General features: G+C 64.6%; 14 protein-coding genes and 1 riboswitch. Of the genes, 6 read left to right on the top strand and 8 right to left on the bottom strand.

Features of this window, described 5'->3' with window-relative positions; translation table 11 throughout:
- Nucleotides 1-5: 5 nt before the first annotated feature.
- Both ABG82_RS26005 and ABG82_RS26000 read right to left on the bottom strand, forming a co-directional pair.
- Entirely contained in the window at nt 6-422 is a 417-nt protein-coding gene (locus tag ABG82_RS26005; RefSeq protein WP_043076142.1) for a nitroreductase family deazaflavin-dependent oxidoreductase, read from the bottom strand.
- Nucleotides 419-1,612 (bottom strand): NADH:flavin oxidoreductase/NADH oxidase family protein, encoded by a 1,194-nt coding sequence (locus ABG82_RS26000; protein WP_276049369.1) that lies wholly within the window; start codon nt 1,610-1,612, stop codon nt 419-421. The genes ABG82_RS26005 and ABG82_RS26000 overlap by 4 nt, the downstream gene beginning before the upstream one ends.
- A 181-nt stretch (nt 1,613-1,793) precedes the next feature.
- Here ABG82_RS26000 and ABG82_RS25995 point away from each other — a divergent pair, with 181 nt between their 5' ends.
- Nucleotides 1,794-2,384: a TetR/AcrR family transcriptional regulator gene (locus tag ABG82_RS25995; RefSeq protein WP_043076144.1), complete on the top strand. Its 591-nt coding sequence runs from the start codon at nt 1,794-1,796 to the stop codon at nt 2,382-2,384.
- Here the strand turns inward: ABG82_RS25995 and ABG82_RS25990 are convergent.
- Both ABG82_RS25990 and ABG82_RS25985 read right to left on the bottom strand, forming a co-directional pair.
- Nucleotides 2,381-3,454: an NAD(P)H-dependent amine dehydrogenase family protein gene (locus ABG82_RS25990; RefSeq protein WP_043076145.1), complete on the bottom strand. Its 1,074-nt coding sequence runs from the start codon at nt 3,452-3,454 to the stop codon at nt 2,381-2,383. The genes ABG82_RS25995 and ABG82_RS25990 overlap by 4 nt on opposite strands.
- Nucleotides 3,455-3,466: 12 nt before the next feature.
- Nucleotides 3,467-4,258: an SDR family oxidoreductase gene (locus ABG82_RS25985; RefSeq protein WP_043076146.1), complete on the bottom strand. Its 792-nt coding sequence runs from the start codon at nt 4,256-4,258 to the stop codon at nt 3,467-3,469.
- 92 nt (nt 4,259-4,350) lie between these two features.
- Here ABG82_RS25985 and ABG82_RS25980 point away from each other — a divergent pair, with 92 nt between their 5' ends.
- On the top strand, nt 4,351-5,208 hold the full coding sequence (locus ABG82_RS25980; protein WP_078343618.1) for a helix-turn-helix domain-containing protein: 858 nt from the start codon (nt 4,351-4,353) through the stop codon (nt 5,206-5,208).
- Here the strand turns inward: ABG82_RS25980 and ABG82_RS25975 are convergent.
- Nucleotides 5,205-5,870: a VOC family protein gene (locus tag ABG82_RS25975; protein WP_043076380.1), complete on the bottom strand. Its 666-nt coding sequence runs from the start codon at nt 5,868-5,870 to the stop codon at nt 5,205-5,207. The two genes, ABG82_RS25980 and ABG82_RS25975, sit on opposite strands and share 4 nt — an antisense overlap.
- 51 nt (nt 5,871-5,921) lie before the next feature.
- On the opposite strand from ABG82_RS25975, the gene ABG82_RS25970 reads away from it, so the two are divergent.
- Nucleotides 5,922-7,019 (top strand): LLM class flavin-dependent oxidoreductase, encoded by a 1,098-nt coding sequence (locus ABG82_RS25970; protein WP_043076147.1) that lies wholly within the window; start codon nt 5,922-5,924, stop codon nt 7,017-7,019.
- A 7-nt stretch (nt 7,020-7,026) separates the two neighbouring features.
- On the opposite strand, the gene ABG82_RS28790 is transcribed toward ABG82_RS25970, so the two are convergent.
- Nucleotides 7,027-7,395: a hypothetical protein gene (locus tag ABG82_RS28790; protein ID WP_043076148.1), complete on the bottom strand. Its 369-nt coding sequence runs from the start codon at nt 7,393-7,395 to the stop codon at nt 7,027-7,029.
- 150 nt (nt 7,396-7,545) lie between these two features.
- Here ABG82_RS28790 and fadD8 point away from each other — a divergent pair, with 150 nt between their 5' ends.
- Nucleotides 7,546-9,135, top strand: coding sequence for a fatty-acid--CoA ligase FadD8 (fadD8, locus tag ABG82_RS25960; RefSeq protein ID WP_043076149.1), 1,590 nt, complete (start codon nt 7,546-7,548; stop codon nt 9,133-9,135).
- Here the strand turns inward: fadD8 and ABG82_RS25955 are convergent.
- A complete protein-coding gene (locus ABG82_RS25955; protein WP_043076150.1) occupies nt 9,132-9,719 on the bottom strand; it encodes a TetR/AcrR family transcriptional regulator in 588 nt (195 codons plus the stop codon). The genes fadD8 and ABG82_RS25955 overlap by 4 nt on opposite strands.
- Entirely contained in the window at nt 9,709-10,128 is a 420-nt protein-coding gene (locus tag ABG82_RS25950; RefSeq protein ID WP_043076151.1) for a PaaI family thioesterase, read from the bottom strand. Before ABG82_RS25950 ends, ABG82_RS25955 begins: the two co-directional genes overlap by 11 nt.
- Before the next feature lie 75 nt (nt 10,129-10,203).
- Nucleotides 10,204-10,427, top strand: a riboswitch (cobalamin riboswitch).
- A gap of 135 nt (nt 10,428-10,562) precedes the next feature.
- Here ABG82_RS25950 and metE point away from each other — a divergent pair.
- Nucleotides 10,563-12,833, top strand: coding sequence for a 5-methyltetrahydropteroyltriglutamate--homocysteine S-methyltransferase (gene metE / locus ABG82_RS25945; RefSeq protein ID WP_043076152.1), 2,271 nt, complete (start codon nt 10,563-10,565; stop codon nt 12,831-12,833).
- A 100-nt stretch (nt 12,834-12,933) separates the two neighbouring features.
- Nucleotides 12,934-13,833, top strand: coding sequence for a mycobacterial-type methylenetetrahydrofolate reductase (locus ABG82_RS25940; protein WP_043076153.1), 900 nt, complete (start codon nt 12,934-12,936; stop codon nt 13,831-13,833).
- Nucleotides 13,834-13,842: the final 9 nt, after the last annotated feature.

The raw sequence follows: 13,842 nt of genomic DNA, 5'->3' as shown, positions 1-13,842 counted from the left end.
CGGTCCTAGTCGGTGAAGTCGATGCGCACCGAGATGGGTGTGGTCTCTAGCGCCTTCACGACGCGTGCGCCGATGACCCCGAACTTGCGGCCCCGCGCGACGACGTCGTCATCGGGCCGAAACTGGGCGGTGCCGGTGCGCCACCGATTGCCCTGCTTTAGGCGGACGTTCGGGTTGGCGGCGATATTGCTGCCCCAGCCCGAGCGGGTGCCGTGCTGGCTGATCAACCAAGCCCCGGTCGCATCGAACTGCACGGAGACGGGGACCCGCCGCAGCTGCCCGGTCTTGCGGCCCGTGGTCTCCAACTCCGAGGCAAGCGCCGTGCGCAGGCCAAGCTTCGTCAGCGCGGCGACCGTGGGGTTGAGCAGGTAGCGGCCCATGGCGCGCTCCCTACGGAACTTGCGCAAGGTCTTGTCGGTCATGAACTTCTCCTTCTGCGAAATGCGTCGACACCATTGTTTTTGAGGAGCCGGAGCGCGGTGATCCAGGGCCCCACCGTGGGGTCGGGTTCGGCGCCCGCCCCCAGCCGGTGCAGCTGAGTGTTGTGCCACTGGAGTTCCAGTGCGCTGAGAAATGACTTCGCCCTGCCGGTTCTGGCCAGCCAGCCGGGCATGGGCAGGGATGCGTCGGGGACCGTGAGCTTGTCCCGACGCGCGGTGAGCACAGTGTCGGCGGCCTCGGGATTCACGGTGGTGGGCCGACCGAGTCCCACGACATCGCAGTCGCCCGATCGCACGGCCTCGGACATGGCCGCTGCTGTGCGAAATCCGCCCGTCACGGCGAGTGGCACATCGCCCGCCGCCTCGCGAGCGGTGCGGGCGTATTCCAGGAAGTAGGCCTCGCGCGCCCGCGTGGACGCCGATGTCACCAGCGGCCGGCCTTCCATCGCTGGTGATTCGTAAGTACCGCCGCTGATTTCGATGAGGTCGACCTCCTCGGAGGCCAGCGCGGCAATGACGGCTCGCGATTCCTCCTCGGTGAAGCCCCCACGCTGGAAGTCCGCGGAGTTGAGCTTGATGGCCACCGAGAACCCGGGGCTCACGGCGGCGCGGGTGCGCCGGACAACTTCGAGCGCGAACCGCATGCGTCGCTCGGGGTCGCCGCCCCAGTGATCGGTGCGCAGGTTGGTGCGCGGAGAGAGGAACTGTGCCACCAGATAGCCGTGCGCGCCGTGGATCTGCACGCCGTCGAACCCGGCCGCATCGGCGATCGAGGCAGTGGTGGCGTACCTGTCGATGATCTTCTCGATCTCGTCGTCGGTGAGCTCTCGCGGCGCCTGCCAGCCGGGGACGTTCATCTTGATCGCCGACGGTGCCACCGGTTGAGATGCGGTGGCCAGGGGGTTGGCTTGCCGGCCTGGATGGTTCACCTGCATCCAGATCAGCCCGCCACCGTCTTTGGTCGCCTTGGCCCACCGGGACAAGCCCTCGAGATGCCGGTCATCCTCGATCACGACGTTTCCCGGCTCGCCGAGATGACTGCGGTCGACCATCACATTGCCGGTCACGACCAGCCCGAATCCGCCGGTTCCCCAGCGGCGGTACAGCTCGACGAGCCGATGATCCGGGCCGTGGGTGGTGTCGCCAAGCCCCTCGCTGAGGGCCGATTTCATGAGTCGATTGCGCAGCACCTGGCCGGAAGCCAGTGGAAGGGGTTCTTGTAGGTCTGCCACGAGGAGGACGGTAGTACACCGATCGGTATACTGCAATATGTCGAATATCTGCCCACGTCGGAGGCGCGTCGGTAGACTGAGCGGTATAGCTAACACCTGACATGATTGGAGGCAGTACGCGATGTCGGCACGGGACACCTTGCTCGCCAGCGTGACTGGTCTGGTGCGGCGCAGGGGTGTGGCGGGGACGGGTCTCAACGCACTCTTGGAGGACAGCGGTGTCTCGCGTCGCACCATCTATCTGAATTTCCCTGGCGGAAAGCAAGAACTGGTAGCCGAGGCGACCAGGCTGGCGGGGAACGAACTCACGGCCATCATCAAGGCGGCCGGCGACGACGTCGACCCCGCGCGCGGAATTCAGTTGTTCATCGAGCTCTGGAAGGCGCAGCTCGCCGAGACCGAGATGCAGGCCGGTTGCCCGGTGGTGGCGGCGGTGCTGGGACGCACCGAGGCGCCCGAGGCCGCCGCGGTGGCGGCGGACGCTTTCGAGAGCTGGCAGAAGATTCTCACTGACCGGCTGGCGCGCTACGACGTGGACGGCGAGACCGCCCGGTCGCTGGCCAGGACGATGATCGCGGCGATCGAGGGTGCCGTCATCATGTCGATCGCGGCCCAGTCGACCGAGGCTCTCGATGACGTCGGGGAGCGGCTGGCGGAGCTGGTGCGGCTATACGTGCCGGCCGGCGCGAAGCCGCGACCGGGCATCGACTAACCCGCGCGCCCCTTGCCGGTGATCAGCGGCAGATCCAGTGTGGTGCGGATGCCTGCTTCGGCTGCCACCACAGCGGGTACCGCGTTGACCACCCGCATCGCGGTCGCGATCAGATTGGCGTGGTTGTGGTCGCCGTGTGCGCTGAATGAACCGAGATCCAAGACGTAACTGGGTTCTCCGGTGATTTCGACGCGGTAGGTGCCCCCTTCGTGTGCCGGTTGCGGCCAGTCCGGCGCGAGGTCCTCGCGCAGCCGGGTGAAGTGCTCCAGCACCGTCACCACCTTGCCGTCCTTGACGCCCTGCACTTGGAAGTGCAGGGCGGCCATTGTCCCTGCGGGAATGTGCCCCGATGAGATATCGAAGTCTTCTGGGGCAGGTAGCTTTTCGTAGTTCTCCGTGACCGCGTCCAGTTCGACGCCGAGGCCGGCCGCGAGTTGCCGTACCACCGAGCCCCAGGCCAGGGACAGCACTCCCGGCTGCAGCAGAAGAGGCGTCTCATCCAGCGGCTTACCGAATCCCATGACATCGAACATGACTGTCGCGCTGTCGTAGGTGGCGTAGTCGACGATCTCGATACAGCGCACCTGGTCGATGCGTTGGCAGGTGCCCATGAGTGCCAGCGGCAGTAGATCGTTCGCGAACCCGGGGTCGATACCACCGACGAAGATCGACGAGTTACCTTCTCGTGCTGCTGTTTCAATCGGATCGAGCATGTTCTCCGGCAGCACACCCCAGGGGTACTGCAGAAACACCGGCGCGCTGGCGGCGACGTTGATTCCCGCGGCCAGGATCGACCGCAGGTCCTCCAGTGCCTCCATCAGGCGGTTGTCGGTCATGGCCGTGTACACGACACAGTCGGGCTTGAGTGCCAGGATCTCCGCGGCGTCGGTAGTGGCAGTCACCCCGGTGGCGAGGTCTAGCCCGGCCAGTTCACCGGCATCCTTGCCCGCCTTCTTGTTTCCGGAAACCCATACCCCGACCAGCGCCATATTGGGGTCGCTGATCACTCCGGCGAGCGCATGTTGGCCGACATTGCCTGTGCCCCAGACGGCTACCCGTGTTTTCGTCATATCAGCTCCCGGCTAGGCGAGGTCGGGTAGTGGGATGTCGAGGTTGGGGGCGATAAGACCACCATCGACCTCGAGTACCTTGCCGGTGAGAAAGCTGCCGGCCGGTGAGGCCAGATAGACCGCTGCCGCTGCGATATCGGTCGGATCGCCCAGCCGGTGCAGGGGCGTGTTCTTCTCCAGCGTGTCGCGGACCTCGTCGTTACCCGCAACCACCTCCAGGGCGGACGTGAGGATGGAACCCGGAGCTATGCCGTTGACGCGGATTCGGGGGCTCAGATCCATTGCAGCAGTACGTGTGTAGTGCGCCAGCGCACCCTTGGCGGTGCAGTAACCCAAGAATGCCCGACCCGGCAACCGGCCCATGGTCGAGGTGATGTTGATGACCGACGCGTTGTCCGACTTGAGTAGATGCGGTACGGCCGAGCGCAGGAGTGCGTGCCCGTTGAGCACATTGAAGGAGAACGCCTCGGCAAGATCTTCGTTGGTGGTGTCCAGGAAGGGTTTCGGCATAGTGCCGCCCACGTTGTTGACGACGATGTCGAGTCGCCCGAACCGGTCGACTGCCTGCTGCGCCAGGGCCGCGGAGGCTTCGGTATCGGAAAGATCTGCGACGACGACCTCGGCCTGTCGTCCCGCCGCCGCCACCTTTTCGGCGACCTCCCGGAGCTGGGATTCGGTGCGTGAGGCGATCAGCACGTCCGCGCCCGCCTGCGCGAAGGCCTCCGCTATGGCCGCGCCGAGGCCTCTGCCCGCGCCGGTGACGACGGCGACATTGCCGTCAAGTCTGAAACGGTCCAGGATCATGGGTTCCTCCGTGTCGAATATTCGACTACCTTGGGGCGAATAGTCGATGCACTGTAGACCTGCGTCGTGTGTCACGCAAGAGGGGAGAATCGATGCCGGCCGGCTCACCACCGACAGCGCGTGTGGTCCAGATTATCGAAATGCTCGCAGCAGCAACACAACCCAAATCGATCAGCGAAATTGCGGGGAACACCGGTATTTCCCGCGCCACCGCAACCGCCGTGGTGAACGAGCTGGAAACAGCGGGCTGGGTGGCACGCGACGACCAGCTTCGCTATCGGATCGGTTCGGCATTGCCGCGTGCGGCCGAGACCACCATGCCCCGGGAGGCGCAGAATCTGCTGGCCCGCGTCGCCGCAGAGGCACAGGCGGGTGCGACGGTCAGTCGTATCAGCGCCAAGGCCTTGACCGTGGTCGCCAAGGCGCAGGCGGGGCGCCGGGCCGTTACCGGATTCGCTGTGGGCCAGAGTATTCCACTGGCATTTCCGGCAGGATCGGCGGTGATGCCATGGCGTTCCGCCGCGGAACGTGCCCAGTGGCTGGGTACCGCGGCGGGGCTGAGCGCGCGCTCCGGCCAGCGGCTCCTGCAGCAGGTTTCGGACTGTGGATACGTGGTTTACCGCCCCGATCACGATGACACCGGAATGGTCGACCTGCTCTCGGACCTGCTCGGTTCGGTGGGCTCGGAGGTGATGGAGATGGCACTGCGTGAGCGGCTGTTGCGGCAGTTGGCCCGCCTCACCTCGCGCCCCTATTCGCGCGATGAGCTGGCATCTGACGAGGTGTTGCCGATCAGTTATCTGGCGGCACCGGTGTTCGATGGCGCCGACGCCGCATACGAGCTCCAGCTGGGTCCGCTGCTGCCCCGAGCGACTCGCGTGGTGCGAGAGGCGCTGATCGCCACACTGACGCGGGGAGCGCGTGAGCTGTCGGGGGTGTTGGGACCCTAGCGTTGTTCGATCAGGATGGTGGGGACCGCCAGGGCGCGATCTTTGACGGTGGCGACCCGCGTTCCCGGCTTGTGGCCGTTGCGAATAGCGCTCAGCGTCACGCCCGCGTCCGTCAAGCGTGCGTGTGAGGCATCGATATCGGAGGTGCGCCAGGCGATCCCCCACAGTGAATCCGGGCCGGTGGGGTCGTCGTCACGCAGCACAACCTCGACCACCAGGCCGGCGCACCGGAAGAACAGTTGGTGCACGCCCCAAGACTGCACGCGGTCCAGGCGCAGGTCGAAGCCGAGCCGTCCACACAATGTCGCGATGATCCTGTCGCGGTTGGGCGAGAAGAGCACCAGGTGGTCAATCTGGCCGCTGTCGCCGTCCGTCTGAGTCGGTGCCATCGGCCGCCCGGTCAATCCGAGGGTGAGTCCGTGGGCCTCGCCCGCGGCGAGATCTCCGTGCGCGGTCAGCCGGAGGCCGCGGCGATCGGCGGTCCGGGTCGCGGACGGTAAATCGTCGACGCGAAAGAGCATGCCGGGATGCGCTGCCCAGTCGGGGAGCCCGAGATTCAGTTGAGGGTGTGGCGCGGAGGTGTCGAACAGCCGCGAGTACGCGGCCTTTGCCTCAGTGAGATTTGGAACATCGAGAAGCACCGAGTCCAGTTCGGTGATCAGCACGGCTCATCCTCCCTGCCGGACCGGGGTCCGCTTAGGCATACTGGCACTATGCGCTTCCAGCTTCTCGACATTGTCTTCTATCTGCCCAACCCTGCGACGGGCGAGTTGGCCCCGGCGGCGGAGCGGCTGAATCGCGTGGTTGAGACCGCAGAGCTGGCCGAGAGTCTGGGATTCGATTCCTTTGCCGTAGGGGAGCGGCACGCCGGCGACGTCCTTTCCTCGGCGCCCACCGTGCTGTTGGGTGCGGTGGCCGCCGCGACGAACCGAATTCTGTTGTCCACCGGCGTGACCGTGCTATCCCTGCTGGACCCGGTGCGCGCGGCCGAAGACTTCGCCACCATCGACCAGCTGAGCCGCGGGCGTCTCGAGATCGTCATTGGGAAGGGCAATGAAGACCGGCAATATCCGTTGATGGGGCTGGACATCGCCAAACAGTACGAATACCTACAGGAAAACTACGAGCTGCTCCGGCGGCTGCTCCGCGAGGAACACGTCGACTGGTCCGGATTGCACCGGCACCCGCTCACCGATGCGACCACGCTGCCCCGGCCGTACGACGGACCGTTCCGGATCTGGCACGGCTCGGCCACCTCGACGTTCGCCGTTGAGCTCGCCGCCAAATGGGGCGACCCGATAGTCACCGCAAACGCCCTGCAGCCCAAGGAGAACTATCGGGTGCTGATCGACAGATATCGCGACCTGTACGCACAGCACGGCCATGATCCGGCGCACCTGCACGTGGGCGCCGGGTCTGGCGGGTTGTACCTGGCGGATACGACAGAACAGGCCATCGCCCAGTACCGGCCCATCTACGAGGCGCGGCTGGCGCAGATGGCCAAGCTCAAGGACCACCCCAAGGCTGTCGGCAAGTTTCCCTCCTTCGAATCCATCGAGGATGCGGCAGAACGTGGGCCCGTGCTCGCCGGTTCACCGCAGCGAGTGGCGGAGAAGATCCTGGAATGGCATGAGGCGTTCGGGCACGAATTCCAGTCGATCTCACTGAGTCCCGAGGCCGACTTCGAGGAGCAGAAGGACACCCTGCGTCGTTTCGCCGAGGAGGTGATCCCGCTGGTCAAAGCGGAGACCGAGTCCACGCTGTGGGGCCCGCGAGATGCGCTGCGGGCAAAGGGATTTACCGCGTCCTAAGGGCGCGTCAGGGCTGACCTGGACGGTTCATCGGGTTCAGCGGGCTGGCGGGGTTCGCGGGGTTGTTCGGATTCAGGGGGCTGGCGGGATTGGCCGGGTTGTTGGGGTTTAGTGGACTTGCCGGGTTCGCGGGGTTGTTGGGGTTCAGTGGGCTAGCTGGGTTCGCGGGGTTGTTGGGATTCAGGGGGCTGGCGGGATTTGCCGGATTCGACATGCTGTTCGGGCCGTACGGCCCCACATTGCAGACGGCATTGGCGTTGCCAGTGCAATCGGCGGGGTTGAACGGATCGGGGTCTGCCGGGTCGGCGTTCGCGAAAGCCGGGGCAAACAGCGTCAACGCGATAAACAGTGCGCCAGTTGGCATTGACCCGATCATTTTATGAGCGTAGCAAGCCTGTCGAGCGATTCTCTGGGGATGGGCGGGGGAGCTGCGTAGCGGGTGAGCGCCGTGCTTCTTGCCCAAAACTAGAACATGTTCTAACGTCGAGCGAAGTGCCTGATCGGCGACCATTCATTGAGGAGCGCGATGCCTGATCCATTCGACCTGCTGCACGGGTCCATTAACTCCGGGCACCTGTTGGTATCTGCCCTCAAGCGGAACGCGGATGCCCCCGCACTGGTGCTTGGCGACGTGACCCTGACCGGTGCGCAGATGGCCGATGAGATCAGCAAGTACATCCAGGCCTTCGCGTCGCTCGTGCCCGATCCGACCGACGGCCAGGGCATGCTGGCACTGAACCGTCCCGAGGTGCTGTTGGTGATCGGAGCCGGGCAGTTGCTCGGCACCAGACGTACGGCGCTGCATCCACTCGGCTCGCTGGACGATCATGCCTACGTGCTGGCCGATGCCAAGATCAGCACCCTTGTCATTGACCCCACACCGCAATTCATCGAGCGCGCCGCTGCGCTGGTGGACAAGGTGCCGACACTGACCCGGGTGCTCACACTCGGACCGGTTCCGGCGGAGCTGGCAGAGGTGGGTCATGATCTGATCGCCGCGGCCGCGAGCTTCCGGGCCCGGCCGCTTGCGCCGATCAATCTGTCGCCGGACCACATCAACGGCCTCACCTACACCGGTGGCACCACCGGTAAGCCCAAGGGCGTCATCGGCACCTCACAGTCCATTCTCACCATGACGCAGATTCAGCTGGCCGAATGGGAGTGGCCCGAGCGGCCCAAATTCCTTATGTGTACCCCGCTTTCGCATGCCGGTGCCGCATTCTTCATGCCGACGCTGATGAAGGGCGGCTCGATGGTGGTGCTACCGAAATTCGACGCGGGCGCCGTGCTGGCGGCGATCGAGGAGCACAAGATCACCGCCACCATGCTGGTGCCGTCGATGATCTACGCACTGCTGGATCACCCGGATTCACACACGCGCGACCTGTCCTCGCTACAGACCGTCTACTACGGAGCATCGGCCATCAACCCGGTGCGGCTGGCAGAAGCCATCAAGCGATTCGGTCCGATCTTCGCCCAGTATTTCGGGCAATCCGAGGCGCCTATGGTGATCAGCTACCTGGCCAAGGGGGACCACGATGCCAAGCGGCTCTCCAGCTGCGGCCGGCCCTCGGCGTTCTTGCGCACCGCGCTACTTGACGAGAACGACCGGCCGGTCGAGCAGGGCGAGCCCGGAGAGATCTGTGTGGCGGGTCCGTTGGTGGCGGGCGGCTATTGGGGTCTGCCCGAGCAGACGGCGGATACCTTCAAGAATGGGTGGTTGCGCACCGGTGATGTCGCCCGCGAAGACGAGGACGGCTTCTGGTTCATCGTCGACCGCACTAAGGACATGATCGTCACCGGCGGCTTCAACGTCTTTCCGCGCGAGGTGGAAGACGTTGTCGCCGAGCATCCTTCGGTTGCTCAGGTCGGGGTCATCGGAGTGCCCGACGAGAAATGGGGCGAGGCGGTGACCGCGATCGTCGTGCTGCGGGCCGATGCTTCATCGGATGAGGCGGCAGTCGCGTTGATGACCTCAGAGATTCAGTCCGCGGTCAAGGAACGCAAGGGTTCGGTGCAGTCGCCCAAGCACGTGATCATCGCCGACTCATTGCCGCTGACCGCGCTGGGCAAGCCCGATAAGAAGGCGCTGCGCCAGAAGTACGCCACGGTCTAGTTCTGCGCCAAGAGAGTGTGGGCGCTGCTGCGCACGAACTCGCGCAGCCATGGCGCGGGTTCGCCTTTGTCGGGTAGATGCCGGCGCACGGCGGCATACGGCATGTCGATCAACGCGAACATCACCTTGTCCGTCAGTTCGGGAGTGACTGCGCCGTAACGGCGCTCGGTGTACTCACGCAGCGCCTTTCGTACGCGGGAGTTGAGCGACTTGAGATCGGTGGCAAGAGTGTCGGGCCAGTGCGCGACCAGATCTGCCTTCTCGTACTGCAGCAACAGCAGTGCCTCGTTGCGGTTCTCTGACGTCCAATCGAAGGCGTGACTGATCGCGGCGCCGAGGGCGTCGTCGGGATCGGGCCAGCCGAGCGCACTGAGGATTCCGTCCTGGTAGCGGGCGATGGAACGCAGCCACAGTCGGGCCATGAGTTCGTCGCGGCTGGAGAAACGGTGATAGATCGAACCCGAGGGGGCACCGAGGACGCGCCCGATCGCGGTAGCCGTGGCGGCTGACGGACCGCCGGCGGCCACCAGGCCGAGCGCGGCATCCAGGATGTCGTCGGCACTGTATTGCGGCTTACGCCCCACGGTGCCGCAGCATGCTCGTGCCCTGGGCCACCGCGACCAATTTGCTACTCCCGTCATGGTCCTGGATGGAAATCTCGCAGCGGCCCAGAGCCTTGGTGCGTCCGGCGCTGACCAGGGAGGCATCGGCGAGAAGGCGCACGCCATCGCGGGCAGGCGAGACGTACTCGATGGTGTATCCGCTGGTCACGATGTCGGCACCAAGTCCGAGGCCGCAGGCATAGGTGATGGCGTTGTCGGCGAGATAGCTCAGTACGCCGCCGTGGATGAATCCGCTCTGCTGGCGTAACTCATCGCGGATGTCGAGCGAGAGCTGAATTCCGGTTTTGTCGACCCGGGTGATCGAGGCCCCCAGAAGACGGCTGAAGGGCTGCGCATTCAGGACCTGTTGAGCCTGGTCAAGGGTGATCATGATATTAGAGAGTAGTCACTAATATTTGTATTGGCGAGGGTGCATATGATGTAAGGCGCAGCTGGTCTGCCAGTGGTGACTTCGGTTGGCACTGGCATCGAGTGGCGGGCCTCACGGGGCTCGTCACGAGAGGGAACCCGGTGAGAATCCGGGACTGTCCCGCAGCGGTATGCAGGAACGATCGCCGTCATAAGCACTGGGAAAGCCACCAACGATCCTGGGAAGCGACGGCCCGTAGGAAAACCTGAGCCCGGGTAATGCCTGCAAGTCCGAAGACCTGCCAGTTGTGTCGGGTGCGCCGCGCCCGACGGATCATCGCCTCGCGGAATGGGCGTATGGCCGAATCGGTTTCAACCAGCACATTGCGTGCTGGTTACTCGGGCTCGGCTTGCTTGTCCTGGGCGGTGGCCACGACGCCGTAGACAGAGGACAGCATGACCACTCAACCATTGAAGGCAACCACGCTCGGTTCGGCGCGCATCGGCCCGCGCCGTGAGCTCAAACGGGCTACCGAAAGCTACTGGGCCGGCCGTACCAGCCGCGAGGAACTGGAGACTGTCGCCGCCGGGCTTCGGCGCGACAACTGGACCGCTCTGGCGGCCGCCGGACTCGACTCGGTCCCGGTGAACACCTTCTCCTACTACGACCAGGTGCTGGACACCGCAGTGCTGTTGGGCGCGCTCCCGCCCCGTGTCTCGGGCATCGCTGATGACCTCGATCGGTACTTCGCCGCCGCACGCGGCAACGCCGACGTGACGCCGCTGGAGATGACCAAGTGGTTCGACACCAACTACCACTACCTGGTGCCGGAGATCGGGCCGGACACCACGTTCGAGCTCAACCCGGCGAAGCTGTTCGGTGAACTGAAAGAGGCTCAGGCGCTGGATATTCCGGCACGACCGGTCGTCGTCGGACCGATCACCTTCCTCGCGCTGAGCAAGTCGGTCGACGGCGCCGGTGCGCCTATCGAGCGGCTCGACGAGGTGGTGGCACTGTACGAGCAGCTGCTGGTGCAGCTCGCCGAAGCCGGCGTCGGCTGGGTCCAGATTGATGAGCCGGTGCTCGTCACCGACATCCTGCCCAACGGTCCGGAATTGGCCGAGCGGGTGTACGGCCGTCTGGGCACGGTCGCCGACCGCCCCGCCATCTTGGTCGCCAGCTATTTCGGTGAGCTGGGCGCCGCGCTGCCCGCGTTGGCGCGTACCCCGATTGAGGCGATTGCCGTGGATCTGGTCTACGGGTCAGCCTCCGCTGTGGCATCGGTGCCGGAACTGGCCGGTAAGACCCTGGTCGCAGGCGTTGTCGATGGCCGCAACATCTGGCGCACCAACCTGCAGTCGGCGTTGAGCACGCTTGCCTCGCTGCTGGGAAGTGTGGAGTCGGTGGCTGTCTCCACGTCCTGCTCGACATTGCATGTGCCGTACTCGCTGGAGCCGGAAACCGAGCTCGACGACCAGCTGCGCAGCTGGCTGGCTTTCGCCGACGAGAAGGTCAAGGAAGTCGTCGTATTGGCGCGGGCGCTGAGCGAAGGCCGCGAGGCGGTAGCCGATGAGATCGCCGCGTCGAACGCGGCCGTCGAGTCACGCAAGACCGACCCGCGTCTGAACAATGGCCAGATTCGTACCCGGTTGGATTCGATTCTGGCGGCGGGTGTTTCGCGTGGTGATGCTGCCGAACGCCGTCGCAGCCAGGACGAGCGGCTGAACCTGCCCGAGCTACCCACGACAACCATCGGATCGTTCCCGCAGACCGTCGAGATCCGTAAGGCTCGTCAGGCCTTGACCAAGGGTGAGATCGACGACGCGGAGTACGTGCGGCAGATGCGTGCCGAGGTGGCCGATGTCATTGCGCTGCAAGAGAAGCTGGGACTGGACGTGCTGGTGCACGGTGAGCCCGAGCGCAACGACATGGTGCAGTACTTCGCCGAGCAGCTGGATGGCTTCTTCGCCACCCAGAACGGCTGGGTGCAGTCCTACGGCAGCCGCTGCGTGCGTCCGCCGATCCTGTACGGCGATGTGGCGCGCCAGCAGCCGATGACCGTCGAGTGGGCCACCTACGCCCAGTCGCTGACCCAGAAGCACGTCAAGGGCATGCTGACCGGACCGGTGACGATTCTTGCCTGGTCGTTCGTGCGGGATGATCAGCCGTTGGGCGACACCGCAAATCAGATCGCCCTGGCGATCAGGGACGAGACGGTGGACTTGCAGGACGCCGGCATCGCCATCATCCAGGTGGACGAGCCCGCACTGCGCGAGTTGTTGCCGCTGCGTGATTCCGAGAAGCAGGCATACCTGGATTGGGCCGTCGGCGCGTTCCGGCTGTCTACCTCCGGCGTATCGGATGCGACGCAGATCCACACGCACCTGTGCTACTCGGAATTCGGTGAAGTAATCGGTGCGATCGCCGATCTGGACGCCGATGTCACTTCTATCGAGGCGGCGCGTTCGCATATGGAGGTGCTCGATGATCTCAACGCGATCGGGTTCTCCAACAGCGTGGGCCCGGGTGTCTATGACATTCATTCGCCTCGCGTGCCATCGACCGAAGAGATGGCGACATCTCTGCGTGAAGCACTGAAGGCCGTTCCCGCTCAGCGTCTTTGGGTCAATCCGGACTGTGGCCTGAAGACCCGGAAGGTCGATGAGGTCACCTCATCGCTGTCCAACCTGGTCGCCGCGGCCGCTGCGGTACGTGCGGGCGCCTAGTTCCTGATGAGCGCGTGAGCAGTCCCCCTTCGCGGGGGACTGCTCACGCGTGAATCTAATTGGTGTATAAACCATTAGCGAGACTAATCGGAGGTCCTTGGTGTCCATGAATACCGTTGCGTTGGAGCTGGTGCCTCCCAACGTCGAGGGCGGCCACGAGAAGGCGGCGGAAGAGCTGCACAAGCTGCGCCAGTTCTCCGCGGAATTCGGTATTGATGAGCGCATCGATCACGTGATGATTCCCTCGATGATTGCTGAGGACAGCGATCGGCCGCTGGAGATGAAGCCGAAACTGGATGTTGTCGACTATTGGTCGATCATCCGTGCGGAACTGCCCGCGATGCGCGGGCTGTGCACACAAGTCACGTCGTTCTCGGATGAGACATCGCTGCGCGGCCGGCTGACGGATCTGACCGGTGCCGGCATGGACGGCGTGATCTTCGTCGGTGTGCCGCGCACCATGGCCGATGGTGACGGCGCCGGCATCCCGCCGACCGATGCGCTCTCTAAGTTCGACGACATCGTCACGAACAGGGGAGTGATCCTTATCCCCACTCGGGCCGAGGAGCAGGGGCGTTTTTCGTTCAAGTGTGACAAGGGCGCGACCTTCGCCATGACGCAGCTGCTGTATTCGGATGCGGTGGTGGGCTTTTTGCAAGAGTTCGCGCGCGCGAGCGATCACCGGCCGGAGGTTCTACTCTCCTTTGGCTTCGTTCCGAAGCTGGAGTCCAAGGTCGGTCTCATCGATTGGCTGATTCAGGATCCCGGTAACGAAGCAGTCGCCCGTGAGCAGGATTTCGTCAAGAGATTGGCGGCCTGCGAGCCCGAGGCCAGGCGGCCGCAGCTCGTCGACCTCTATAAGCGGGTCATCGATGGCGTCGCCGATCTGGGCTTCCCGCTGAGCGTGCATTTCGAGGCACCGTATGGCCTTGCCAGGCCTGCTTTCGAGACTTTCGCGGAGATGCTCGGGTACTGGTCGCCCGCACGCGGGACGGATTGAGACGATCGC

The sequence above is a fragment of the Mycobacteroides immunogenum genome (assembly GCF_001605725.1).
Lineage (GTDB): Bacteria > Actinomycetota > Actinomycetes > Mycobacteriales > Mycobacteriaceae > Mycobacterium > Mycobacterium immunogenum.
The sequence above is the reverse complement of the archived record's forward strand: the minus strand, read 5'-3'. Positions and strand labels throughout refer to the sequence as shown.